Origin of the sequence: Jiangella gansuensis DSM 44835, assembly GCF_000515395.1 — a bacterium.
Taxonomy (GTDB): domain Bacteria; phylum Actinomycetota; class Actinomycetes; order Jiangellales; family Jiangellaceae; genus Jiangella; species Jiangella gansuensis.
Genome location: NZ_KI911782.1, coordinates 204,972 through 227,533 on the forward strand (window position 1 = coordinate 204,972; position 22,562 = coordinate 227,533).

The 22,562-nt window shown below is 70.3% G+C and carries 23 protein-coding genes and 1 tRNA gene; 16 read left to right on the forward strand and 8 right to left on the reverse strand.

The annotated features are described in order from the left end of the window. Positions 1 to 59 precede the first annotated feature (59 nt). A complete protein-coding gene (locus JIAGA_RS0100975) occupies positions 60 to 1,553 on the forward strand; it encodes an MFS transporter (RefSeq protein ID WP_026874232.1) in 1,494 nt (497 codons plus the stop codon). A 99-nt stretch (positions 1,554 to 1,652) separates the two neighbouring features. Here the strand turns inward: JIAGA_RS0100975 and JIAGA_RS26705 are convergent, their stop codons facing one another. After that, positions 1,653 to 2,537 (reverse strand): phosphatase PAP2 family protein, encoded by an 885-nt coding sequence (locus JIAGA_RS26705; RefSeq protein ID WP_051425524.1) that lies wholly within the window; start codon positions 2,535 to 2,537, stop codon positions 1,653 to 1,655. Positions 2,538 to 2,731: 194 nt separating this feature from the next. On the opposite strand from JIAGA_RS26705, the gene JIAGA_RS26710 reads away from it, so the two are divergent. Together JIAGA_RS26710 and JIAGA_RS0100990 are read left to right on the forward strand one after the other, a co-directional pair. Then, positions 2,732 to 3,325, forward strand: coding sequence for a TetR/AcrR family transcriptional regulator (locus JIAGA_RS26710; RefSeq protein ID WP_084469381.1), 594 nt, complete (start codon positions 2,732 to 2,734; stop codon positions 3,323 to 3,325). A 273-nt stretch (positions 3,326 to 3,598) separates the two neighbouring features. Further along, positions 3,599 to 4,657, forward strand: coding sequence for a hypothetical protein (locus JIAGA_RS0100990; protein ID WP_026874233.1), 1,059 nt, complete (start codon positions 3,599 to 3,601; stop codon positions 4,655 to 4,657). A 20-nt stretch (positions 4,658 to 4,677) separates the two neighbouring features. Here the strand turns inward: JIAGA_RS0100990 and JIAGA_RS0100995 are convergent, their stop codons facing one another. Then, entirely contained in the window at positions 4,678 to 5,493 is an 816-nt protein-coding gene (locus JIAGA_RS0100995) for a phytanoyl-CoA dioxygenase family protein (RefSeq protein WP_026874234.1), read from the reverse strand. 301 nt (positions 5,494 to 5,794) lie between these two features. Between JIAGA_RS0100995 and JIAGA_RS0101000 the strand changes: the two genes are divergently transcribed. Further along, complete coding sequence (locus JIAGA_RS0101000; RefSeq protein WP_026874235.1) at positions 5,795 to 8,845, forward strand: alpha-mannosidase; 3,051 nt, start codon at positions 5,795 to 5,797, stop codon at positions 8,843 to 8,845. A gap of 128 nt (positions 8,846 to 8,973) precedes the next feature. On the opposite strand, the gene JIAGA_RS0101005 is transcribed toward JIAGA_RS0101000, so the two are convergent. After that, positions 8,974 to 9,156 carry a hypothetical protein gene (locus tag JIAGA_RS0101005; protein ID WP_026874236.1) on the reverse strand — a complete coding sequence of 61 codons (183 nt, stop codon included), beginning with the start codon at positions 9,154 to 9,156 and terminating at the stop codon, positions 8,974 to 8,976. Between the two features lie 158 nt (positions 9,157 to 9,314). Between JIAGA_RS0101005 and JIAGA_RS0101010 the strand changes: the two genes are divergently transcribed. Genes JIAGA_RS0101010 through JIAGA_RS0101020 form a run of 3 tightly spaced genes read left to right on the forward strand, consistent with a single transcriptional unit; the run spans position 9,315 to position 12,132 of the window. Next, positions 9,315 to 10,445: an NAD(P) transhydrogenase subunit alpha gene (locus JIAGA_RS0101010; RefSeq protein ID WP_026874237.1), complete on the forward strand. Its 1,131-nt coding sequence runs from the start codon at positions 9,315 to 9,317 to the stop codon at positions 10,443 to 10,445. Next, positions 10,445 to 10,765 carry an NAD(P) transhydrogenase subunit alpha part 2 gene (locus tag JIAGA_RS26715; protein WP_035811934.1) on the forward strand — a complete coding sequence of 107 codons (321 nt, stop codon included), beginning with the start codon at positions 10,445 to 10,447 and terminating at the stop codon, positions 10,763 to 10,765. Before JIAGA_RS0101010 ends, JIAGA_RS26715 begins: the two co-directional genes overlap by 1 nt. Further along, entirely contained in the window at positions 10,762 to 12,132 is a 1,371-nt protein-coding gene (locus JIAGA_RS0101020; protein ID WP_026874238.1) for an NAD(P)(+) transhydrogenase (Re/Si-specific) subunit beta, read from the forward strand. Before JIAGA_RS26715 ends, JIAGA_RS0101020 begins: the two co-directional genes overlap by 4 nt. Before the next feature lie 12 nt (positions 12,133 to 12,144). On the opposite strand, the gene upp is transcribed toward JIAGA_RS0101020, so the two are convergent. Continuing rightward, entirely contained in the window at positions 12,145 to 12,786 is a 642-nt protein-coding gene (gene upp, locus JIAGA_RS0101025; protein ID WP_026874239.1) for a uracil phosphoribosyltransferase, read from the reverse strand. Positions 12,787 to 12,872: 86 nt separating this feature from the next. Here upp and JIAGA_RS0101030 point away from each other — a divergent pair, with 86 nt between their 5' ends. Then, complete coding sequence (locus tag JIAGA_RS0101030; protein ID WP_157552490.1) at positions 12,873 to 13,100, forward strand: hypothetical protein; 228 nt, start codon at positions 12,873 to 12,875, stop codon at positions 13,098 to 13,100. 47 nt (positions 13,101 to 13,147) lie between these two features. Continuing rightward, complete coding sequence (locus JIAGA_RS0101035) at positions 13,148 to 13,621, forward strand: tRNA adenosine deaminase-associated protein (RefSeq protein WP_157552493.1); 474 nt, start codon at positions 13,148 to 13,150, stop codon at positions 13,619 to 13,621. A 7-nt stretch (positions 13,622 to 13,628) separates the two neighbouring features. On the opposite strand, the gene JIAGA_RS0101040 is transcribed toward JIAGA_RS0101035, so the two are convergent. Further along, the gene (locus JIAGA_RS0101040; RefSeq protein WP_211239458.1) at positions 13,629 to 14,903 is read right to left on the reverse strand and encodes a Glu/Leu/Phe/Val family dehydrogenase; all 1,275 of its coding nucleotides are present in this window, start codon (positions 14,901 to 14,903) and stop codon (positions 13,629 to 13,631) included. 199 nt (positions 14,904 to 15,102) lie between these two features. On the opposite strand from JIAGA_RS0101040, the gene tadA reads away from it, so the two are divergent. From tadA to JIAGA_RS26720, 3 genes are all read left to right on the forward strand, one after another. After that, entirely contained in the window at positions 15,103 to 15,534 is a 432-nt protein-coding gene (gene tadA, locus JIAGA_RS0101045; RefSeq protein WP_026874243.1) for a tRNA adenosine(34) deaminase TadA, read from the forward strand. 51 nt (positions 15,535 to 15,585) lie between these two features. Continuing rightward, a tRNA-Ser gene (locus JIAGA_RS0101050) sits at positions 15,586 to 15,672 on the forward strand. Positions 15,673 to 15,838: 166 nt separating this feature from the next. Further along, complete coding sequence (locus JIAGA_RS26720) at positions 15,839 to 17,371, forward strand: potassium/proton antiporter (protein ID WP_051425526.1); 1,533 nt, start codon at positions 15,839 to 15,841, stop codon at positions 17,369 to 17,371. Positions 17,372 to 17,376: 5 nt separating this feature from the next. Here the strand turns inward: JIAGA_RS26720 and JIAGA_RS26725 are convergent, their stop codons facing one another. Further along, positions 17,377 to 17,952, reverse strand: a complete 576-nt coding sequence (locus JIAGA_RS26725; protein ID WP_051425527.1) for a LytR C-terminal domain-containing protein — start codon at positions 17,950 to 17,952, stop codon at positions 17,377 to 17,379. 73 nt (positions 17,953 to 18,025) lie between these two features. After that, positions 18,026 to 18,331, reverse strand: coding sequence for a type II toxin-antitoxin system VapB family antitoxin (locus JIAGA_RS0101065; protein WP_026874244.1), 306 nt, complete (start codon positions 18,329 to 18,331; stop codon positions 18,026 to 18,028). 60 nt (positions 18,332 to 18,391) lie between these two features. On the opposite strand from JIAGA_RS0101065, the gene JIAGA_RS0101070 reads away from it, so the two are divergent. Then, positions 18,392 to 20,083: a helicase HerA-like domain-containing protein gene (locus JIAGA_RS0101070; RefSeq protein WP_026874245.1), complete on the forward strand. Its 1,692-nt coding sequence runs from the start codon at positions 18,392 to 18,394 to the stop codon at positions 20,081 to 20,083. A gap of 42 nt (positions 20,084 to 20,125) precedes the next feature. On the opposite strand, the gene JIAGA_RS0101075 is transcribed toward JIAGA_RS0101070, so the two are convergent. Further along, entirely contained in the window at positions 20,126 to 20,779 is a 654-nt protein-coding gene (locus JIAGA_RS0101075; RefSeq protein ID WP_026874246.1) for a class I SAM-dependent methyltransferase, read from the reverse strand. Between the two features lie 462 nt (positions 20,780 to 21,241). Between JIAGA_RS0101075 and JIAGA_RS0101080 the strand changes: the two genes are divergently transcribed. The 3 genes from JIAGA_RS0101080 (at position 21,242) to JIAGA_RS0101090 (ending at position 22,562) form a co-directional block, all read left to right on the forward strand. Beyond that, a complete protein-coding gene (locus JIAGA_RS0101080; protein WP_026874247.1) occupies positions 21,242 to 21,793 on the forward strand; it encodes a hypothetical protein in 552 nt (183 codons plus the stop codon). Further along, positions 21,790 to 22,095, forward strand: a complete 306-nt coding sequence (locus JIAGA_RS0101085; RefSeq protein ID WP_026874248.1) for a hypothetical protein — start codon at positions 21,790 to 21,792, stop codon at positions 22,093 to 22,095. Before JIAGA_RS0101080 ends, JIAGA_RS0101085 begins: the two co-directional genes overlap by 4 nt. 116 nt (positions 22,096 to 22,211) lie before the next feature. Continuing rightward, entirely contained in the window at positions 22,212 to 22,562 is a 351-nt protein-coding gene (locus tag JIAGA_RS0101090) for a type II toxin-antitoxin system RelE/ParE family toxin (protein ID WP_084469382.1), read from the forward strand.

Here is a 22,562-nt window from a genome sequence, read left to right on the forward strand (position 1 = left end):
ACCATGCGAGCGCATTTAATGCTTGTGCAATTCATGCGTGTGCATGTAGCTTCTTCGCCGTGACTGTACCGACCCTCACCGCGGCCTCGTCCACTGCTTCGTCCGACGACGCGCGCTTCTCGCCCCGACTGTGGGGCATCCTCGCGGTCCTGTGCATCGTGCTCTTCCTCGACGGCCTCGACGTCTCCATGGTGGGCGTCGCGCTGCCGTCCATCGGCGCCGAGCTCGGCCTCGGCACCTCATCGCTGCAGTGGATCGTCAGCGGCTATGTACTCGGCTTCGGCGGCCTGTTGCTCCTGGGCGGCCGTACCGCCGACCTGCTCGGCCGCCGCAAGGTCTTCCTGATCGCCCTGGCCGTCTTCGCGGTCGCCTCACTGCTCGGCGGGATGGTGGACAACGGCGCGCTGCTCATCGCCACCCGTTTCGTGAAGGGCGTCAGCGCCGCGTTCACCGCGCCCACCGGCCTGTCGATCATCACGACGACGTTCGCCGAGGGCAAGGCACGCAACAAGGCCCTGTCGATCTACACGGTCTTCGGCGCCAGCGGCTTCTCGTCCGGCTTGATCGTCGGCGGCCTGATGACCGGCATCGGCTGGCGATGGACGTTTCTGTCCCCGGTGCCCATCGCGGTCGCTGCGCTGATCGCGGGCATGGTGCTTCTCCCGCGGGACCGACCGGCCGAGACCGGCGGCCACGACCTCGTAGGCGCTATGACGCTGACCGGCGGCATGTTGCTGCTCGTCTACACGGTCGTCTCCGCGCCGGAGACCGGCTGGGCACACCCGCGCACGCTCGGCTCGTTCGTGCTCGCCGCCGCCCTGCTGACGGCGTTCGTGATCGTCGAGCGGCGGGTCGCACACCCGCTGATCAGGCTCGGCATCCTGCGGGTCGGGTCGATCGTTCGCGCCAACGTCGGTCTGGTGGCGCTGTTCGGCACCTACCTGAGCTTCCAGTTCATCGTCACGCTCTACCTGCAGTCCGTGCTGGGATGGTCACCGCTGCGGATGGCGCTCGCGCTGCTGCCGGCTGGCATCCTGGTGGTGCTGGCGGCGCCGTACGCAGGCCGGATGATCGACCGCACCGGAACGCCGCGGCTGATCGCCGCCGGGCTCGCGGCCCTGAGTCTGGGATACCTCCTGTTCCTGCTCCGCACCGACACCGATCCCAACTACGTCACGGTGATCCTGCCCAGCGTCCTGCTCCTGGGCGTCGGGTTCGCGCTCGGGTTCCCGGCGATCAACATCCAGGCCACCAACGGTGTCGAGGATCACGAGCAGGGTCTGGCCGCCGGCTTGGTGCAGACCTCGGGCCAGGTCGGCGCGGCACTGGTCCTCGCCGTGACCACCGCGCTGGTGTCCACGGAGGAGTCCGGAGGGCTGTCGGCGGGCGAGATGCTCGACGCGTTCCGGCCGGGTCTCGTGCTGGTCACCGTCGTTGCCCTGGTCGGCCTGGCAGTTACGGTGACGCCGCTGCTGCACCGTCGTCGTGGCCGGGTTGAGCGGGACGAGGTCGACGACGGTGACGAGGTGCCGGTCGAGGCCGGATCGCGCTGACGACAGCGACAGCGGCGCCCGCTACGTGCGCAGATGTTGCGGCGCCTGTCGCCAGCCGTTCCACCCCGGCCGCCACGAGAGGGCGGCCGACGCCGAGGATCACCGCACCTGCGAGAGGTTCCCGGGCGATCGTTGCGCCGGGATGGTGCTGGTTCCGTCGGACGCCGGCGCCGCTTCCTCGTCGCCGGCCGGGGTGGCGTTCTGGTGGGCGTCCGCGATGGCGGCCAGAACCGCCCGGCGCCGCTTGTGCCGCTCGATCAGCACCGCGATCCCGAGTCCGGCGACGACCACGCCGCCGCCCACCAGGGCGTCGACGACGTAGTGGTTGCCGGTGAGGACGATCGCCGCGAACATCAGCACCGGCATGGTCGCGCCGAGGATCCGCACGGCGAGCGGCCGCGCCAGCGCCACCAGTGCGATGCCCAGCAGCAGGATCCAGCCGAAGTGCAGGCTCGGCATCGCCGCGTACTCGTTGACGAACGTCGGGGAGTTCATCTCGCGGTACGTGGTGGCGTGCAGCGTGATGGTGTCGACGTAGCCGTGCCAGGGCAGGAACCGTGGCGGCGCGAGCGGGTAGAAGGCGAAGATGACCAGGCTGAACGCGCCGGTCGCCAGCACCGCGTTGCGATAGAACGGGTACGCCACCGGCCGGCGCACGATCAACCACAGCAGCGTGAGCACCAGTACAGGCCAGAAGCCGTAGATGTAGACGCCGTTGGCGAGGTCGATGGCCCAGCCGTGGTCGAGGATCAGCCCTTGCATGCCGGTCTCGACGTCGATGCCGAGTGATCTCTCGAAGGAGATGACTTCTTCGGCGTGCCGGAAGGCTGCGTCGACTCGGTCGCTGCTGATTCCCCTCACCAGCGAGTACAGCAGCGCGGCCGTCCCTAGCAACACGAGTTCACGGGCGGCGGTGACGAGTCGCGAGTCGCGCTGAATCCGGTGGCGCGTAGGTGTGCGGCGCGACATGGTGTCCGAGGCCATCCGTCCTCCAGTCCCCCGCTGGCGTACGGCGCGTCGACGTATGCCGAGCACCCAGCGGCCCCCTGCGCCGGCCGCCCCTACTTGTCGGCCGACAAGTTCGTGGTCTCACACTACGACCGGGCTTGTCGGCCGGCAAGTAGTTAACGTATTGTGTGGCCGCCCTCACTTTCTCTACCAGCGAGGTGGCGACAGGGATGAGCAACGAGGGGCGTCCAGGCGGCGATACCGCGGCGAACATTCGTGCGGTGGCGCTGGACCTGTTCTCCCGCCAGGGCTACGAGCGGTCCACACTGCGTGAAATCGCCGATGCGCTCGGCATCACCAAGGCGGCGGTCTATTACCACTACCGCACAAAGGTGGAGATTCTCGATGATCTGCTCCGGCCCATGGTCGACGGTGAGGACGCGATCATCGCCAACGCGCAGTCCGCTACCGCCTCCATCGGCGACCCGGAGCGGCGGATGGCGATCGTGGAGCAGTACATCGATCTGTTGCTCACCCATCGGCGAGTGGCGACGTACGCCATGAACGACCTCGCCGGCGTGTCCAATTCGACGCTGCTGGGCCGGATGCGAGCCAATGACGCCAGGCTGCTGTCTCTGCTGGCCAACGGTGACCTGTCGGTGGAGCAGCGGGTGCGGACGTCCGCGGCGCTGGGCGTGATGGTGGCCGTGCTGGCGCTCCCGGACGTCTCCGATGCGGAACTGCGTCCCCAGCTGTTGACGGTGGCTCGAGACGTCCTCGGGCTGTCGACGTCGGAGCCGGTCCGCGGAGCTGCCACCGCCTGATGCGTCGGCGCCACCTGGCTGCCGGAATCCGGGCCGGTGAGAGACGAATGAGCGGCACCACCCCGGGGGGCGAGAATGGTGCCGCTCGTGTACCGAGGCTATGTCCGTACAGCCGAAAACGCGCCGGAATCCGGGAAAAATCTTCGCGCTCGCCGTGTGATGACGGCCGCGCTCCGTGACACTGCGCCGCACGGGTAGTCAACGGACGGGCCGACGGGTGCGGACGTGTCAGTGGCCGGCGGGTTCGTGATTGGTCGGGGAAGGGCGTGGGGCGTGTATCGAGGTGAGGGTCGCGGCGTCGTCGCGGCGCTGCTGGCCGGCCTGCTGGCGGCCTGTTCTTCGCCCGCCGCCGACGACGTCCCGGCACCGTCCGATTCCCGTCCCGGTGCTTCATCCGAAGTCCCGTCCGAGCCGACGGCGACGGACCCGGGGCCGTCGCCGTCCGGGCCTGCCTGTGACGCACCCTGCTACGGCTCGCCGGAGACTGTCGGGCAGCTCGATGCGGACACGGTCATCGAGGTCAGCGGCATGGCAGCCAGCCAGCGGACGCCCGGCCTGTACTACGTCGTCAGCGACGAAGCCGGCACGTCGGAGGTGGTGGTGGTCCGCGAGGACGGCTCGCCTGTGGTGCGCCTGGAGCTGGGCGGCATGTCGACCGAGAACGCCGAGGCCCTGGCCGTCGGCCCGTGCGGCGACGACGGGGGCAGCGAGGGCGACGGCGACAGCGAGGGCGACGGCGACAGCTGCGTCTACGTCGGCGACATCGGCGACCATGTCGGGCGGGACAGCATCGCCGTCTATCGCACGCCGGAACCGGATCTCAGCGCGGTGGACGGCGGCACTCTCGACGTCGACGCCGACGAGCTGCGCTACACCTACCCGGACCACCCGACCGACGCCGAGGCTCTGATCGTCGACGCCGCAGGCCGGCCGCTCGTCGTCAGCAAGGCGACGTTCGACCGCGACACCGGTGAGACCGGCCCGACCCGCTTCTACCGCGGCCCGGCCGACGGCGGCGAGCTGGAGTTGCTCGGCGAGATCGACCTGCCGGCGCCGGAACAGGGCCTCCTCGCCGCCTTGGTGGGCAACGTGGTCACCGATGCGGCCTATGCCGAGGGCCGGGTGCTGCTGCGCACGTACGACGAGGTGCTGGAGTACCGCGCAGCCGACCCCGACCCCGATGACCCCGCCGACTTCCCGCAGTGGGCTGTGCGACGGGTCCCCGCGCCCGGCCAGGTGCAGTCGGAGACCGTGACGTACCTGGCCGATGGGTGCGGTTACCTCACGACGTCGGAGCTGACCGGCGGGATTGCCGCTGTGCGTTGCGAGTGATCACGTCGCGTCCGGAGGTATCAGCCGGCGTAGAGCATCGGGTTCAGCGGTGTCTCGGGGATGTCGCCGACCTGAGCGCCCGGCATGAGCAGGTCGAGTTCTCGCTGCTGCTGCGGCCGGACCAGCGGCGCGATCCGCATGGCGGCATCCATGTAGATGACGGTCATCACCCGCCGCGGCTCGGTTGACACGTTCTGTTCGGCGCGGTGGAAGGTCCAGCCCAGGTGGAAGCTGACGTCGCCGAGTGCATAGGGGCTGGCGTCGACGGGGAAGCGCGCCTCGTGCAGCGCCTCTTGGAGGGCGGCCTCGGACTCGTCGCTGATCGGCAGGTCGCGGCCGAACTCGAACCGGTGGCTTCCAGCGGCGAACGCCAGCGGGCCCATCTCGGACGGCGTGTCCTGCAGCGGGATCCAGACCGTGCAGATCCGGTCGCTCGCGAACGGCCAGTAGTACTGGTCGGCGTGCCAGGGGGTGATGCCGCCGCCGGGCTCCTTGTACAGGGCTTGGTCGGCATAGAGCCGTACGCTCGGCACGCCCAGCAGGCGGGCGGCGATGCCGGCGAGCCGGGTCGAGTACACCAGGCTGCGAGCCGCGTCGCTGTGTCGCCAGAGGTTCCCGACCTGCAGGAACGCCTTCTGGGTGGTGGTCCTTTCGGCCATCGGTGCGTGCACCGTGTTGAGTTCGAGGACCCTCGCGGTGATCTCCGGCTCGAGTTCGCGGAGCGACGCGGGATCGAGGGCGCCCGGAAGGCGGACGTAGCCGTCCCGGTCGAACGCGGAGACAGCTTCGTCGTCGAGGGCGTAGGGCTGGTCGAGGGTGGCGGTGGGTGAGGGCATCCGTCCGGTCCTTTCCGGCTTAGTGCGACGAGCCACCAGGTCGAACCAGTGGTCTGGTTCAGCCGGGGCGGCCGCGCCACCTGTCGGTCGTCATGACTGGAAATGTAGCGGCGGCTTCGAGGAATTAACAGACCATTGGTCTGAAAATTCAGGCGGAAACTCGACGGCGCCGACCTCGGGACGGCGCGCCCGGCACACGCTCCCGGCCGGTGAGGGAACGATCCCACCACGGCGTACGGTAGATCCCTGACTGTTGACCGGCCCATTCCGGGTACCAGCGTCCCTCTGGAGCCATTCAGCCATGCATGACACTCGAGCGCTCGTCGAGAAGCGCCTGAAAAGAGTCCTGAACCAGCGCCTGAAGCCGGCCGTCCATCGACCCGTCGCCCCGCTCACGCTGCGGGCGTGGCATGTCGACGGCGGACAGGGCGAGCCGGTGCCGCCGGCCGAGGCGCTGCCCGGCGGTCCCGCCGTCGCCGAGGGGCGGTACCAGCCGATCGAGGTCGGCGAGCGGTGGGGGCCTCCGTGGGGCACGTCGTGGTTCCACGTCACCGGTGAGGTGCCGGCCGAGGCCGCCGGCCGCCGGGTCGAGCTGTTCATCGACCTGGGGTGGGAGAACCGGTTCGCCGGCTTCCAGGCCGAAGGGCTGGCATACCGGCCGGACGGGACGGTGGTCAAGGGCCTCAACCCGCGCAACCTGTGGTTGCCGGTCGCCCACCCGGCCTCCGGTGGCGAGCGCATCGACCTCTACATCGAGGCTGCGGCGAACCCTCGCCTGGAGGGCGACACCCCCTTCGCCGTCACGCTGCTCGGCGAGAAGCACACCGCCGGCAGCCAGCCGCTCTACCGGATCAACCGGGCCGACATCAGCATCCTCGAGGTGGATGTCTGGGAGCTGTGGCAGGACCTCGAAGCGGTCGGCGGCCTGATGGCCGAGCTGCCCGAGGGCGAGCCGCGACGCTGGCAGATCCTGCGCGCCGTCGAGCGGTCCCTCGACGCGCTGGACCTACAGGACCTCGCCGGTTCGGCGGCCGCCGCCCGGGCCGAACTCACCGGCGTCCTGACCAAACCCGCCAACGCCAGCGCCCACCTGATCTCCGCCGTCGGGCACGCGCACATCGACTCCGCATGGCTGTGGCCGGTGCGCGAAACCGTCCGCAAGGTGGCGCGGACGACGTCGAACGTGGTGAGCCTGCTCGACGAGTATCCAGACCTCGTCTATGCGATGTCGTCGGCGCAGCAGTACGCCTGGATCGAGGAGCACCGTCCGGAGGTCTTCGAACGGGTCGCCGATCACGTCAAGGGCGGCCGGTTCATCCCCGTCGGCGGCATGTGGGTCGAATCCGACACCAACATGCCCGGGTCGGAGGCGATGGCGCGGCAGCTGGTGTACGGCAAGCGGTACTTCCTGGACCGGTTCGGGATCGACACCCAGGAGGTCTGGCTGCCGGACTCCTTCGGGTACTCGCCGGCGCTGCCGCAGCTGGTGAAGCTGTCCGGCTCGCGCTGGTTCCTCACCCAGAAGATCTCCTGGAACAAGCAGAACGTGTTCCCGCACCACTCGTTCTGGTGGGAAGGCCTCGACGGCACCCGTGTGTTCACGCACTTCCCGCCGGTCGACACCTACAACTCCGACCTGTCGGCCCGCGACCTGGCGCACGCGGTGCGCAACTTCCGCGACAAGGCCGACGCCACCCGTTCGATGGTGCCGTTCGGCTGGGGCGACGGTGGCGGAGGTCCGACCCGCGAGATGATCGCCCAGGCGCGGCGGACGGCGGACCTCGAGGGTTCGCCGCGGGTCACCATCGAGAGCCCGGCGGCCTTCTTCGCCGCCGCCGAGGCCGAGTACGCCAACGCACCGGTGTGGTCCGGTGAGCTCTACCTGGAGATCCACCGCGCCACGTACACGTCGCAGGCGAAGACCAAGCAGGGCAACCGGCGCAGCGAGCACCTGTTGCACGAGGCCGAGCTGTGGTCGGCGGCCGCGGCGGTGGCCGGCCTGGCCGAGTACCCGTACGACGAGCTGGACCGTATCTGGAAGCAGGTACTGCTCAACCAGTTCCACGACATCCTGCCCGGCTCGTCCATCGCCTGGGTGCACCGCGAGGCGCGCGAGCAGTACCAGCGCATCGAGGCCGAGCTGTCGGCGATCATCGAGCGTGCGCAGCGCGTGCTCGCCGGCGACGGCGAGGCGCCCGTCGTGTTCAACGCCGCCCCGCACGCGCGTCGCGACATACCGGCGTTCGGCGCCGCCCCAACGCGGGTGGACGCCGACGCGGCACCGGTCGAGGCCATCGCGCAGGACGGCGGCTACGTGCTGGACAACGGCGTCCTACGGGTGGTGGTCGACGGACGCGGCCTGATCACGTCGGTGCTCGACCAGGTGGCCGGCCGCGAGGTACTGTCCGGGCCCGGCAACCTGCTGCAGCTGCATCCCGATCTCCCGAACGAGTGGGATGCCTGGGACGTCGACCAGTTCTACCGCAACACCGTCGTCGATCTGGTGTCCGTGGACGAGCTCAGCGCCGACGGCGGCACCGTCCGGGTCGCGCGCACGTTCGGCGACTCGCACGTCGTCCAGACCATCACGCTCGAACCGGGCGCCCGCCGCGTCGACATCACCACCGAGGTCGACTGGCACGAGACGGAGAAGTTCCTCAAGGCCGCCTTCGGGCTCGATGTGCAGACCCAACGGGCCGCGTACGAGACGCAGTTCGGGCACCACTATCGCGCCACCCACGAGAACACCTCGTGGGACGCGGCCAAGTTCGAGGTCTGCGCGCACCGGTTCGTGCACCTGGAGGAGCCCGGCTACGGCGTCGCCCTGGTCAACGACTCCACTTACGGCCACGACGTGCGGCGCGCGGCCGCCGATGACGGGGGCACGACGACGACGGTGCGGCTCTCGCTGCTGCGGGCCCCGCGCTACCCGGACCCGGAGACCGACCAGGGCATACACACGCTGCGCTACGCGTTGGTGCCGGGCGCGTCGATCGGCGACGCGGTGCGCGAGGGGTATGCGATCAACCTGCCGGCGCGGACGGTGCCGGGTGCCGGCAGCGCGGTCGAGCCGTTGGTGCGGGTGGACGGCGACGGGGTCGTCGTGTCGGCGGTGAAGCTGGCGGACGACCGCTCCGGCGACGTCGTCGTGCGGCTCTACGAGGCGCGCGGCGGGCGGGCGACGGCGACGCTGACCGCCGGGTTCGCGGTGGAGTCGGCCGACGAGACCGACCTGCTGGAGCGCCCGGTCGAGCCGGACGCCGTCGTCGGCACGGAAGGCGGTGCGGTGTCGCTGCGGATGCGCCCGTTCCAGATCGTGACGGTGCGCCTGCGCCGGGCCGCCCCTGAATGATCACGTCGGGTCGGCCGAGTCACGCTGCGCGGCCGAGGACGCAGGTGACTGCGTACTCCCGCTTCACCAGGCAAGCATTCCTGGTGAAGCGGGAGCACCCCAACGCCACGTGATCATTTCCCGGGGTGTCAGGGGCCGATCTGGCGGTTACGGCGGTTGCGCAGCTTGCGGCGCTGCGACGGGTCGAGCATCAGGTAGCCGGCGACCGGAATGCCGATCAACAGCACCACGAACAGCCAGAAGGGCAGCAGCCAGAGCGCGAGGATCACCGCCGCCGCTCCTCCGAGGATCACTCCGGTGTTCTTGCCCATGGTCGGTCCTTTCTCGAAGCCTCTACTCCATTGTCCCCCTCTCAGGCCGAATCCGGTCCTCCGAGTGGAGGGATCCACCCCTACGGGACGATCCGCTGTCCGGTGGGGGCGGCAAACCCTGTTGATCCGCGGGTCCGGCGGGGTAACGTCTGCGGTCAATGAAGGTCGTCGTCGCAGCCGAGGTCCGGGAACACGAGCGCCGGGTGGCGCTGGTCCCTGAGCTGGTGGGCCGGCTGACCACCGCGGGCCTCGACGTCGTGGTCGAATCCGGGGCCGGTATCGGCTCGTTGCACCCCGACTCCGCGTACGAAGCTGCGGGCGCCGCCGTCGTCAGTGGCGACGCGGCCCTTGCCGGTGCGGACGTCGTGGTCTCCGTTCAGCCGCTCGCCCCGGCCCGCATCGCGGCCCTGCGCACCGGCGCCATCACGGTGTCGTTCCTGCCGGTCACCCAGGAGCTGGACGTCGTGCGGGCCGCCCGCGACGCCGGTGTGACGGCGTTGTCGCTGGAGCTGGTGCCGCGCATCTCCCGAGCGCAGTCGATGGACGCGCTCACCTCGCAGGCACTGGTCGCCGGGTACCGGGCCGTGCTGGTGGCGGCGGAGAAACTGCCGCGGTTCTTCCCGCTGTCCATGACCGCCGCGGGCACCGTCCCGCCGGCCGAGGTGCTGGTGCTCGGCGCCGGTGTGGCCGGCCTGCAGGCCATCGCCACCGCGCGCCGGTTGGGTGCCCGGGTGCAGGCCTACGACGTCCGCGCCGCCTCCGCCGACGAGATCCGCAGCCTCGGCGCCAAGTTCGTCGAGCTCGACCTGCCGAGCCTGGAGGGCGCCGGCGGGTACGCGCGCGAAATGACCGAGGAGCGCGCGCAGCTGCAGCGCGACCTGCTGGCGCCGCACGTCTCGGCGTCCGACGTCGTCATCACCACGGCCGCGGTGCCGGGCCGGACCGCGCCCCTGCTGGTGCAACGGCCCGCGGTCGAGGCGATGAAGCCCGGCAGTGTCGTCGTCGACCTCGCGGCCGAATCCGGCGGCAACGTCGAAGGCAGCGTCGCGGGCTCGGAGCTCACCGTCGGCGGCGCGCTGCTGTGGGGCGGGCGCAACGTACCCAGCCAGCTGCCGGTGCACGCCAGCCGGTTGTACGCAGCGAATGTGGTGAACGTGGTCCTGCTCATGACGGCCGACGGCAAGGTCACCCCCGACTTCGACGACGAGATCGTCGACGGCGCCTGCGTCACCCACGACGGGGCCGTCAGGCTCGCCAACGTCAGGGACGCGCTGGGAGAGGGGAGCTGATGGATCCGTCGATCGCGCTGTTGACGATCTTCGTGCTGGCTGCGTTCACCGGCTACGAGGTGGTGTCGAAGGTCTCGTCGACGCTGCACACGCCCCTGATGTCCGGGGCGAACGCGATCCACGGGATCATCCTGGTGGGCGGGATCATCGTCGCCGGGCAGGCCGATGGGAACGCCGAGCTGGCGATCGGCCTGATCGCCGTGCTCCTCGCCACCCTGAACCTGGTCGGCGGCTTCGTCGTGACCGACCGGATGCTCGAGATGTTCAGGGTGAAGAAGGCGCCGGCTGCCGACAGCGTCGGCGCGGGAGGCGGCGAGTGATACCCGTCTGGGCTCAGGTCGTCTACCTGGGGGCGGCAGCGTGCTTCGTGCTCGCGCTCAAGGGCCTGTCCTCGCCCAAGTCCGCCCGCGCCGGCAATCTCGTGGGTGCTGGTGCCGCGCTGGTCGCGGTCGTCGTGACGTTCATCGTCTACGACCTCGACAACCTGGCGTTGATCCTGGGCGCGATCGCGCTCGGTTGCGTCGTCGCGGTGCCCATGTCGCGCCGTGTGGCCATGACGGCCATTCCCCAGCTGGTGGCCCTGTTCAATGGCGTCGGAGGCGGCGCCGCGGGACTGGTGGCGTACCTCGAGCTCGCCAGCGCCCCTACGGTCTTCCCGTTGGCCGCGTCCGTGGCCACGGTGGCGGTGGGTGGCGTGGCGTTCAGCGGCTCGGTGGTGACGTTCCTCAAACTGCAGGAGCTCATCACGACCCGCCCCGTGACGCCACCGGCCGGCCCGGCGCTGTTCGCCGTCTCGCTCGCGGTCACGCTCGTCCTGGGGATCCTGCTGTATGCCGACGGCGGCGACGGAGTGTGGCTGGGCGCGCTGCTGGGCGCCGTCGCCCTCGTCGTGGGTGTCCTGCTGGTGCTTCCCGTGGGCGGCGCCGACGTCCCGATCGTGATCTCGCTCCTCAACGCGTTCACCGGCATGGCCGTCGCAGCCGGCGGCTATGTCCTGGGCAACGCGCTGCTGCTGGTCGGCGGCACCCTCGTCGGGGCCAGCGGGTCGATCCTGACGCGGCTCATGGCCCAGGCCATGGGCCGGTCGGTGTCGTCCATTCTGTTCGGGGCGTTCAAGGGCGGCTCGACCGCCGGCGGTGGCGAAGCGTCGGACCGTCCGGTCCGCTCGGCCGGCCCCGACGACGTCGCCATCATGCTCGCCTACGCCCGCAGGGTCATCGTCGTGCCCGGATACGGGCTGGCCGTCGCGCAGGCACAGCACACCATCCGCGAACTGGTCGACCTGCTCGAGAAGCGCGGCGTCGAGGTCGGCTACGCCATCCACCCGGTGGCCGGCCGCATGCCGGGTCACATGAACGTCCTCCTCGCCGAGGCCAACGTCCCCTACGAGCAACTGCTCGAGATGGACACCGCCAACGGCCAGCTGCGCACCGCCGACGTCGCGCTCGTCGTCGGTGCCAACGACGTCGTCAACCCGGCGGCCCGCTCGTCGCCGGGGTCACCCATCTACGGCATGCCCATCCTCGACGCCGACCACGCGGGCGCCGTCGTCTTCCTCAAACGGTCCATGCGGCCCGGGTTCGCCGGCATCGAGAACGAGCTGCTGTTCGACCAGAAGACGACGCTGCTGTTCGGCGACGCCAAGGCATCCTTGACGGCCCTCGTCGGCGCCCTGAAGTCGCTCTGACGCCGTCCCCGCTCAGTCCACCACGCCGTACAGGCGGTCGCCGGCGTCGCCGAGGCCGGGCACGATGTAGCCCTTCTCGTTCAGCCGTTCGTCCACCGCCGCCGTCACGACCGTCACCGGGACACCGAGCTGGCTGGTCTCGCGTTCCAGGTACTCCACGCCCTCCGGGGCTGCCAGCAGGCAGACCGCGGTGATGTCGTCGGCGCCCCGCTCCACCAGGAAGCGCACCGCGGCCGCCAGTGTGCCGCCCGTCGCGAGCATCGGGTCGAGGACGTAACACTGCCGCCCGGTGAGGTCGTCGGGCAGGCGCGTCGCATACGTGGTGGCCTGCAGGGTGTCCTCGTCGCGGATCATGCCGAGGAAGCCGACCTCCGCGGTGGGCAGCAGCCGGGCCATGCCGTCGAGCATGCCGAGACCGGCGCGCAGGATCGGCACGATCAGCGGCTTGGGTGAGCTGAGCTTGACGCCGACGGTCGCGGTGACCGGGGTCTCGATGTGCACCTCTGCCACGCGGGCGTCCCGGGTCGCCTCGTACGCGAGCAGGGTGACCAGTTCGTCCGCCAGCCGGCGGAAGGTCGGGGAGTCGGTGCGAGCATTGCGCAGCACGGTGAGCTTGTGCGCGACGAGTGGGTGGTCGACCGCCAGCAGACGCATGCCAGGAACTTATATGAATACGGTCATGCTCTCGACCTGCCGCCCTTGCTGATGCTAGCGTCCGCTGAGTGTGCAGGGATCGCTCCATGCGAAACGGAGGCCAGATGCCCGAGGGCGCCTTTGCCGAGCCGGCCGGCTCGGGTGTAGACGATCCTGCCTGTCATGACGCCGAGCTCGTCACCGACGTCGCCCGGCTGCGGCAGCGGGCTGTGTTCCTCCGCGAGCTCGCCGAGGCCCGAGCCCTCCTCGCCCGGTCCACCGTGTGGCGCAGCCCGTCCGTCGCCGGTCGTCAGCGCTTGAGGCAGAGCATCTAAGGGGTGTCGTGGACACGCCCCTTAGCCGGCCGCTGTGAGGGATGGCCATGTCCGACGCTGAGGGCGTCGTCGACTTCGTGGTCATTGCGTACCGCGAGGAAGGGCTGTGGCAGGTCGAGTCCGCACCTCGACAGCTCGGCCACGACCTGAACAAGATCATCGAATTGTTGCGGCAGCGTCCAGGGGAATCCGGCGCGCTGGCCTTCGTCTCCGTCGACGAGGACTTCTTTTACGCCGTGCGACTGATCGGCCCCGACGTCAGGCTGCTGCTCTCCGACGTCACCGCGGCCACCGACTGGCCGATGGCGCGCGAGGTGGTCGAGCGGCTCGGCCTGCCGCGGCCGGACGACGACGACCGTGTCCAGCCCGCCGGCGACCTCACCATCTTCGCCGACCTCGGCGTGGACCCGATGTCATTGGCGGCCATCTGCGACGACCTCGACTTCTACCCGGACGAGATGCTCATGCAGATCGCCGCCCGGGCCGGATTCGGCCCGCAGTTCGACGACGTCCTGCCGTGAGCGGGCCCTATATCCGGCCGCGCAGCCGCAACGCGTCGACCACCCGCTCGACGGCGATGGCGTACGCCGCCTGGCGGTAGCTGCACCCGTGCTGTTCGCTGAACTCGGCGACGTCGACGAACGCACGTTCCAGCCGGCCCCGCAGTTCGGCGGCGAAGCGCTGCTCGTCCCAGGGGAAGCGGTGCAGGTTCTGCGCCCACTCGACGTAGGAGCCGACGAGACCACCGCCGCCCGCGACGAGGTCCGGCACCACCCGGATGCCGCGGTCGGCGAGGATGCGGTCGGCGTGCGGTGTGACCGGGTGGGTGGCGCCCTCGACGACGACGCTGGCACGTACCTGGTCGGCGTTGAAGACGGTGAGAGCCTCGGTGGTCGCGGCCGGCACGAGGATGTCGCAGTCGAGGGTCAGCAACTCCGCCGGGGCGATGCGTTCGTACGTCACCCCGGCATCGGCCACCGAGTACCCGGCAGCGGTGGCCCGCGCCAAGGCGGGCACGGCCAGGCCACGCTCGTTGAGCACCGCGCCGCCGGCGTCGCTGGCGGCGATCACCCGCGCCCCACGGGCGTCGAGCTCCCGCGCGACCCACGAGCCGACGTCGCCGAAGCCCTGGATCGCCACCCGCTGTGAGGACAGGTCGAGGCCCCAGCGGCGAGCCGCGGCATCGAGCACCTGGACGAGGCCACGGCCGGTGGCGGCATCGCGGCCGGGGATGCCTCCGAGCCCCACCGGTTTGCCGGTGACGGCAGCCGGTGCGTAGCCGTGCCGGGTGCTGTAGGCGTCGAGGAACCAGGCCATGATCCGTGCGTCGGTGTTGAGGTCGGGCGCCGGGATGTCGTGGTCGGGTCCGATCACGTGACTGACGGCGAGCGCGAACTGACGGGTGAGTGCCTCGACCTCGGCGGTGGAGAAATCCGACGGGTCGATCTGCAGTCCACCGTGAGCGCCGCCGAACGGCAGGTCCAGCAGGGCGGCCTTCCAGGTCATGATGGAGGCGAACGCGCGGGACTGGTGGAGGTCGGTCTTCGGGTGGTAGCGCAGCCCACCCTTGAACGGGCCGCGGACGCCCTGGTGCTGGACCCGGTAGCCCTGGACGACGGTGAGACTCCCGTCGTCGCGGCGAAGCGGCAGCTGTACGCCGATCTCGCGCTCGTTGAGCTTGAGGATCTCACTGACGCCCGGCCGGAGTTCGAGCAGCTCGGCTGCTTGGTCGACATAGCCGGCCACCGCGACGTCCGCGGTCAGGCCGTGATCGATCATGGCGAGAGACGACATCACCGTCATGGGGACTCCCGTAAAGCGAACGCTCGTTCTTCTTAGTCTGGCATGGGTGGACGTTCTGGTCAAAGCATCGCCGGTGGTTCCTGTGGGGGCGCTGAGAACGGTCCGTCCGCGCCGGAACCCGGCCCCGGATCGCTAGGGTCGACGCATGTCCGCGAGTCCAGCCGGGGTAGGCCCGGCCGGCGCCGCCTACGTCCCGCTCATGCGCGAGGCACTGACCGAGGCGGCCCTGGCCCTGCCCGCCGGCGACGTCCCCATCGGCGCGCTCGTCGTGTCCGCCGACGGCGACGTGCTCGGCCGCGGCCACAACCGGCGGGAAGCCGACGCCGACCCCACCGCGCATGCCGAGGTGCTGGCCCTGCGCGCGGCCGCGGCGAGGGCCGGCGGCTGGCGGCTGGAAGGCGCCACCCTGGTCGTCACGATGGAGCCGTGCGCCATGTGTGCCGGCGCACTGGTCCTGGCCCGGGTGGAGCGGCTGGTATACGGCGCCGTCGACCCCAAAGCCGGCGCCGTCGGGTCGCTCTGGGACCTGGTGCGCGACCGCCGGCTGAACCACCGGCCCGAGGTGATCGCGGGGGTGCTCGCCGACGAATGCGGCACGCTCGTCCGCGACTTCTTCGCCGCTCACCGGTGACGCGCCGCCACGATTTCGCGCAGCGCGGGAGCCTCCGGTACCCTCGACGGCGGTAGCGTGTCCGAGCGGCCTAAGGAGCACGCCTCGAAAGCGTGTGTGGGGGCAACTCCACCGTGGGTTCAAATCCCACCGCTACCGCGCCGGTAACACGCCGCGAGACCCCGATCGCATCACTGCTGGTCGGGGTCTCGTCGCGTCCGGAGGAGCTCGACGATGCCAACGGGCTCGCGGGGTGGCTGGCAGCGTCTTAGGCTCGACACCTGCTCAGGCGCGACGGGGCCCGTCCTCGTGAGGGGGTGGCGGTGTGACGGTCGACTCGCTCAACGTCTTCCTGCTGGCCGGCGCCCTCGTGCTCATCGCCGCCGTCGCCGCCGTCCGGGTCAGCCTGAAGCTGGGGCTGCCGAGCCTGGTGCTGTACCTGCTGATCGGTCTGGCGCTGGGCGAATCCGGACTGGGCATCGAGTTCTCCGACCCCGCGCTCGCGCAGTCCTTCGGATACGCCGCCTTGGTGGTGATCCTGGCCGAGGGCGGGCTGACAACGCGGTGGGAGCAGGTGCGCCCGGCGTTCGGCATCGGACTGTCGCTCGCCACCATCGGCGTGGTGGTCAGCACGGCGATCGTCGCCGTCATCGGGCACTATCTGCTCGGTTTGGACTGGTTGCCGGCGATCCTGCTGGGCGCCATCTTCGCGCCCACCGACGCGGCCGCCGTCTTCTCCACGCTGCGGCGGCTTCCGCTCAAACGCCGGGTCTCCGGGGCACTGGAATCCGAGTCCGGGCTCAACGACGCCCCCGCGATCGTGCTGGTCACTCTGCTCAGTGCCGACAACGGCGCCGAGCACGGGTTCGTCGTCGTCGGGCTGATGGTCGTGTACCAGCTGCTCGGCGGCGCGGCCGTCGGCTACCTCGTCGGCCGCCTGGGTGCGAGGATCCTGCGTTCCGCTGCGTTGCCGGCGTCCGGCCTGTATCCGCTCGTCGTGCTGACGTTGACCGTGCTGGCCTACGGTGTGGGTGCGTTCGCGCAGGTCAGCGGGTTCGCGGCGGTGTACGTCGCGGCGCTGGTCCTGGGCAACTCCCAGCTGCCGCACCGCGCCGCCACCCGGTCGTTCGTCGAAGGGCTGGCGTGGCTGTCACAGATCGGGCTGTTCGTGATGCTGGGCATGTTGGCGTCGCCGTCGCGCATGCCCGAGGCGTTCCTCGCCGCCATCGTCGCCGGGGCCGCGTTGACGTTCGTCGCCCGGCCCATCTCGGTGTGGGTCTCGACCGTGTTCTTCTCCATGCCGGTCCGCGAGAAGCTGTTCCTGTCGTGGGCCGGTCTGCGCGGCGCGGTGCCGGTGGTGTTCGCGACGGTGCCGCTGGCCGAAGGGGTGGCACGAGCCGACTGGCTGTTCGCGGTGGTGTTCATCGTCAGCGTCGTGTTCACCCTGCTCCAGGCACCGACGCTGCCCTGGGTGGCCGGGCGGCTCGGCATGTCGCCCGCCTTCACGGCGCGCGATGCCGAGGTGGAGTCCGCCCCACTGGAACGCATCGACGCCGACCTCATCCACGTCCGGATCCCGCCCGGCTCGAAGCTGCACGGCGTCGAGGTCGGCGAGTTGCGGGTCCCGCCCGGCGTGGGCGTGGCGCTGATCGTCCGCGGCGACACCACACTCGTGCCGAGCCTGCGAACCAAGCTCCTGCACGGCGACGAGATCCTCATCGTGGCGCCGCGAGAGCTGCGCCGGGCCACCGAGCTGCGCCTGCGCGCGGTCGGCCGGCGCGGCCGGCTGGCCGGATGGTTCGGAGAAGACGGTCGTGAGGACGACCGCCCTGACGACAGCCGGGCCGGGCCGGGCTGACCCGGCTACTCCGCGGTCTGTGTGGCGTTGGCCTCCTGCGGCTCGCACGCGGGCAGGGTCGACGTCGGTGCTGGTGCGGCCGGGTCGGCGAGCGCCTCGAACGTCTCACCCAGCACCAGGTCGATCACCGGCTCGGTGCGTTCGTCGGGGACGTAGGTGGCACCGGGGACGAGGGACGCCACCAGCCCGGCGGCCGCCTGGTGTTCGGGCCCCGACCGCACCTCCGCGGTACCGGTGATGTCGCGGTCGAGGGGGTCGTTGTCGACGTCGACGACGACGAAGCCGCGCTCGCGCACCTGCCGGGCCACCGCCGACGCCAGCCCGTTGCGGTCGGTGGAGTTGTAGACGTTGATCTGGATGTCGGCCGGTGCCGGAGCCGCCGTCGGTTCGCCAGGCGCGCAGGCCTGGCTCGACGACCCGGCCGTCACCTCGTCGTCCTCACCGACCACATTTCGCCAGCTGAACCAGGCCGCGCCGACGACGATGCCGACCAGCACCAGCAGCGTCACCGAGGTGCGGATGCGCTTCCATCTGCGTCTGCGCGCGTGCTCGTCCTCGGGCGTCTGCTCGTCGAAGGCCATGACACCTCCGGGGGTCGGCCGCGTGCCGCTGGTCTGGGTCAGCAGCCTAACCGGACCCGCCAGTCACAACAGGTCATGTGCTGGTGTCGGGTAGCAAAAGTACTCGGGCGTGGATGACGGGGCGCTGCTGGAGCGCCGCGCGCAGCGCCCGGTGCAGGCCGTCCTCGAGGTACAACTCCCCCTTCCACTCCACCACGTGGGCGAAGAGATCGCCGTAGAACGTGGAGTCGTCGGCTAGCAGCGTCTCGAGGTTGAGGGTGCGTTTGGTGGTGATGAGCTCGTCCAGCCGGATCTGCCGTGGCGGAAGCTCCGACCAGTCCCTCAGCCCCGTCTCGTGGTCCGGGTAGGGCTTGCCGTCTCCGACACGCTTGAAAATCACCTTGCGCAGTCTAAACTGCGGGCCACGATTCGCCAGGCATATGCCGTGACGGGGGTGGACATGGCTGACGACGTCGTGACGACGGTTCAGCGGGGATACGCGTTCGAGGGCGCCTGCGTCGAGCTCGGTGCGCTGGTCGTCGATGGCGCCCCACGGGCCGACGCGCCGGTGCGGGTGCCGCTCGCGATGCTCAACCGGCACGGCCTGGTGGCCGGTGCGACGGGCACGGGCAAGACCAAGACACTGCAGGTCATGGCCGAGCAGATCGCCGCCGCCGGAGTGCCGGTGTTCGCCGCGGACATCAAGGGCGACCTGTCCGGGCTCGCGTCGCCCGGCGTCACCGACGCGAAGATCGCCGCGCGGGCGGAGTCCATCGGCCAGGCGTGGACGCCGACGGCTTACCCCGTCGAGCTGCTGCGTCTGGGCGACGACGGCGTCGGCGTGCCGGTCCGCGCCTCGGTGACGTCGTTCGGGCCGACCCTGCTGGCGAAGGTGCTGGAGCTCAACGAGACCCAGGAGAGTTCACTCGGGCTCGTCTTCCACTACGCGGACACCGCCGGGCTGCCGCTGGTCGGCCTGGACGACCTGCGCGCCGTGATCGAGCACCTCACCTCCGACGAGGGCAAGGAAGATCTCCGCGGCGTCGGCGGGCTGGCCAGGCAGACGGCCGGGGTGATCCTGCGCGAGCTGGTCAACTTCGCCGCCACCGGTGCCGACGCGTTCTTCGGCGAGCCGGAGTTCGACGTGTCCGAGCTGCTGCGCACCACCGACGACGGCCTCGGCGTCATCACCTTGCTGGAGCTGCCGAGCGTGCTGGACCGCCCGGTGCTGTTCTCCACCTTCCTCATGTGGCTGCTCGCGGAGCTGTTCGAGACGTTGCCCGAGGTGGGCGACTCGGAGAAGCCGAAGCTGGTCTTCTTCTTCGACGAGGCGCACTTGCTGTTCAAGGACGCCTCGAAGGACTTCCTGTCCGCGCTGGTGCAAACCGTCCGGTTGATCCGCTCCAAGGGCGTCGGTGTCTTCTTCGTCACGCAGTCGCCCAAGGACGTGCACGAGGACGTGCTCGCGCAGCTGGGCAGCCGCGTGCAGCATCAGCTCCGCGCGTTCACCCCCAACGACGCCGCCGCGCTGCGCGCTGCTGTGCGCACGTATCCGACGTCGGGCTACGACCTGGAGGAGTTGCTGACGACGCTCGGCATCGGGGAGGCGGTGGTGACCGTGATGTCGGAGAAGGGCGCACCGACCCCGGTGGCGCACACCATGCTCCCGGCGCCGAGGTCGCTGATGGCGCCGTCGCCGGCCGATGTGCTGTCGGGCGTGGTGTCGTCGTCGCCGCTGGCCGCGAAGTACGCCGAGCGCCTGGACCGCGAGTCGGCCTACGAACTCCTCACCGGCAAGATCGCCGCCGGCCCGGGCGAGCCCCTGGACGCTGGAACCGGCGCGGCCGAGCCCGCTGGTGCCGACGGCGCACCGGCCGAGCCGCTGACCCGGGAGGAGGAGATCAAGCGGCTGGAGGCGGAGATCCGCGGCCTCCCGGTCCCGACGACGGTGCCCACACCGGCCCCGTCACCGGCTGAGCAGCCGGAAGAGGGCCAGCCGAAGCCGCGCCCTGGCTCCGGGTCGCGGCCGCGGTCCCGGCCGGGCTCGCGGCGGGCCGCCGACGGGCCGTTGGACGCGTTCCTCAAGACTGCTGGGCGGGAACTGGCGAAGGAGATCGCCCGCGGCGTCTTCGGTACGCGCCGCCGTCGCTGACCGGACTCTGGTGGCATTCACGGCGCGTGTGCACGGCGACGGTCACGGCCGGCCTGGCTTCTCGGCCAGGGCCAGCAGCTGGGGGCGTATCGCTGCCGAATCCTCGATCAGCAGCCGCGCGGTCACGACGAGCCCCGCGTCGGCGAGCAGCGTGGCGACACGCTCGGCCGGCACCAGGTGCGACTCGTACGACACCGGGTGCCCGCCGTATGCATGCGTGGGCCGCAGCTGCTCGTCGTCGCCGACGTACGTGCCCAGCAGGAGCCGGCCGCCGGGCGCGAGCGTCCGGCTGAACTCGCCGAACACCGTCGGCAGGTACTCCGGAGGCGTGTGGTAGGTCGAGAAGAACGCCAGGGCACCGGCCAGCTGGCCGTCCGGGAGGTCGAGCGCCGTCATGGAACCGACCTCGAACCGCAGCTCCGGGTGAGCCGCGCGGGCCAGTTCGACCATCCGGGGCGACAGGTCGACGCCGAACACGTCCAGACCCAGCTCCGCGAGCCAGCCCGTCACCCGCCCCGGACCGCAGCCGAGGTCGGCCACCGGCCCGCCGCCCGAGCCGCGGACCATCTCGGCGAACCCCGCCAGCATCGCCCGACCCAGCGGATCGATCTGGTCAGGGCCATAGCGCGGGGCAAACGTGTCGGCGACGGTGTCGTAGGACGTACGTACGGCGGCCAGGAAGGCGAGCTCGGACATGGCGGCGACGGTAGCGCCCGGCACCGACAGTGATCTTGTGGTCTCGCGCCCGTGCCGCTGTCGGACATGATCAAGGCGGGATTCGTGCTGTTCCAGCGACACGAATGCCGCCTTGATCAAGGAAAGGCCGGCCTGGCCCCGGGTGAGGCCGGCCGGCGATGCCGCGATGGCGGAGGATAGGGGATTCGAACCCCTGAGGGATTGCTCCCAACACGCTTTCCAAGCCCGTGACCAGGCATTTGTCTGTATCCAGAACCGTCCGACCTGCAGACGATGCGTAGCACCTGCCTGTGTTATGGACAGGGCTGAACGGCCCCGAATGAGACGAGAACTGAGACGGGAGCGGACGGCTCGTGGTCCACCTGGAGGCGGGATCGGCCTCATCAGTTAGACGCCCCCGGCCGGTGCTGGAACACCGGACCGGGGACTTGATCCCAACCTGACCTAACCAGGGAGAGACCCATGGTCACCGTATCGAAGCCGAAGAAGCGGGAGATCATCACCCGCGCTCCGTTCGTGCATCACGACATCGGAGAGATCGTCGCCTACCACGATGAGGAAGGCCCCACCATCGATGTGACGATCCGCCCGGAGGACAGCGATCAGTACGCACAGTTCGCCCTCACTGCGGCCGACGCGCACCAGCTGGCCGACGAGCTGCACCGCATCGCCGATGAGGCCCAGCGAGCCGGCTGGACCCCGACCATCCTGTCCGACGCACGGGCGTACCTGCCGGGCATGACGGATGAGCAGATCATCGATCGGCTGGACCGGCTGTACCGCCGGTGGGGCGGGCTCGTGATCGGGTTCCGCGGCCGGCTGGATCGTGCCGCCGGGCGTGCGCTCGCGGTCGAGGTGCACATCGAGACGCTGGAACGCTCGGTCAGCCTGGTCGAGGAGCACGCTGGGCGGCTGTCCGGGATCCCGGAGCTGGCGGACCGGCTGAACGAGCTGCGCTCGTCGCTGGAGGACGTGAGGCAGCTCTACATCGCGGAGCAGGAGCGCCAGCCGTGACCGGGGCGGTCGACCGTAACGCGGCGTGCTCGGTGAAGTGGTGCGACGAGACCGGAACGCACGCCGTTCACCGCAAGTACGTGGCATCGGTCCCTGGCGGGATTCGTGGCGGCGGCCTGGTCGGCGTGAACCTCGCGCAGCGTGTCCAACCGCGGGCGTCGGTGTGTGTCGAGCTGACCGTGACCACGCCGTGGGCGTCAACGGCCGGCTACCTGTTCGCGGCATCGTGCGCGCCGGAGATCGCGGCGGCGCTGACCGAGGCCGCCGAACGAGCGACCGAGCTGGGTGGAACGAAGCCTTGACCGGCGCGACTGAGGGCTAGCGGCTCCGCCGTGAGGTCCATTTGACGGTGGCTTGGCGATGACCGTGGGGCTGACGCGGAATACCGCCTGCCTACTAGAAGTTGTGAGGTATATTGATGGGTGCCTGGGTGATTCACGAACACCCTGACGTCGCCAAGTGGTTGGAGGGCCTGACTGGTACGACCGCGGTGACCGTCGCCGCGGCCCTTGACCGACTGGCCGAGGACGGGCCGGCGCTGGGACGACCGACGGTGGACAGCATCAAGGGCAGTCGGCATCACAACATGAAGGAGCTGCGTGCGCGCACGGTACGGATCTTGTTCGTGTTCGATCCACGGCGCGCCGCCATCCTCCTGGTGGCCGGCGACAAGCGAGGCGAGTGGGAACGCTGGTACAAGACGTCCATCCCGCTCGCGGACGACCGATACGACGAGTGGCTGACGTTGCTCGACGAGGGCAAGGCATAG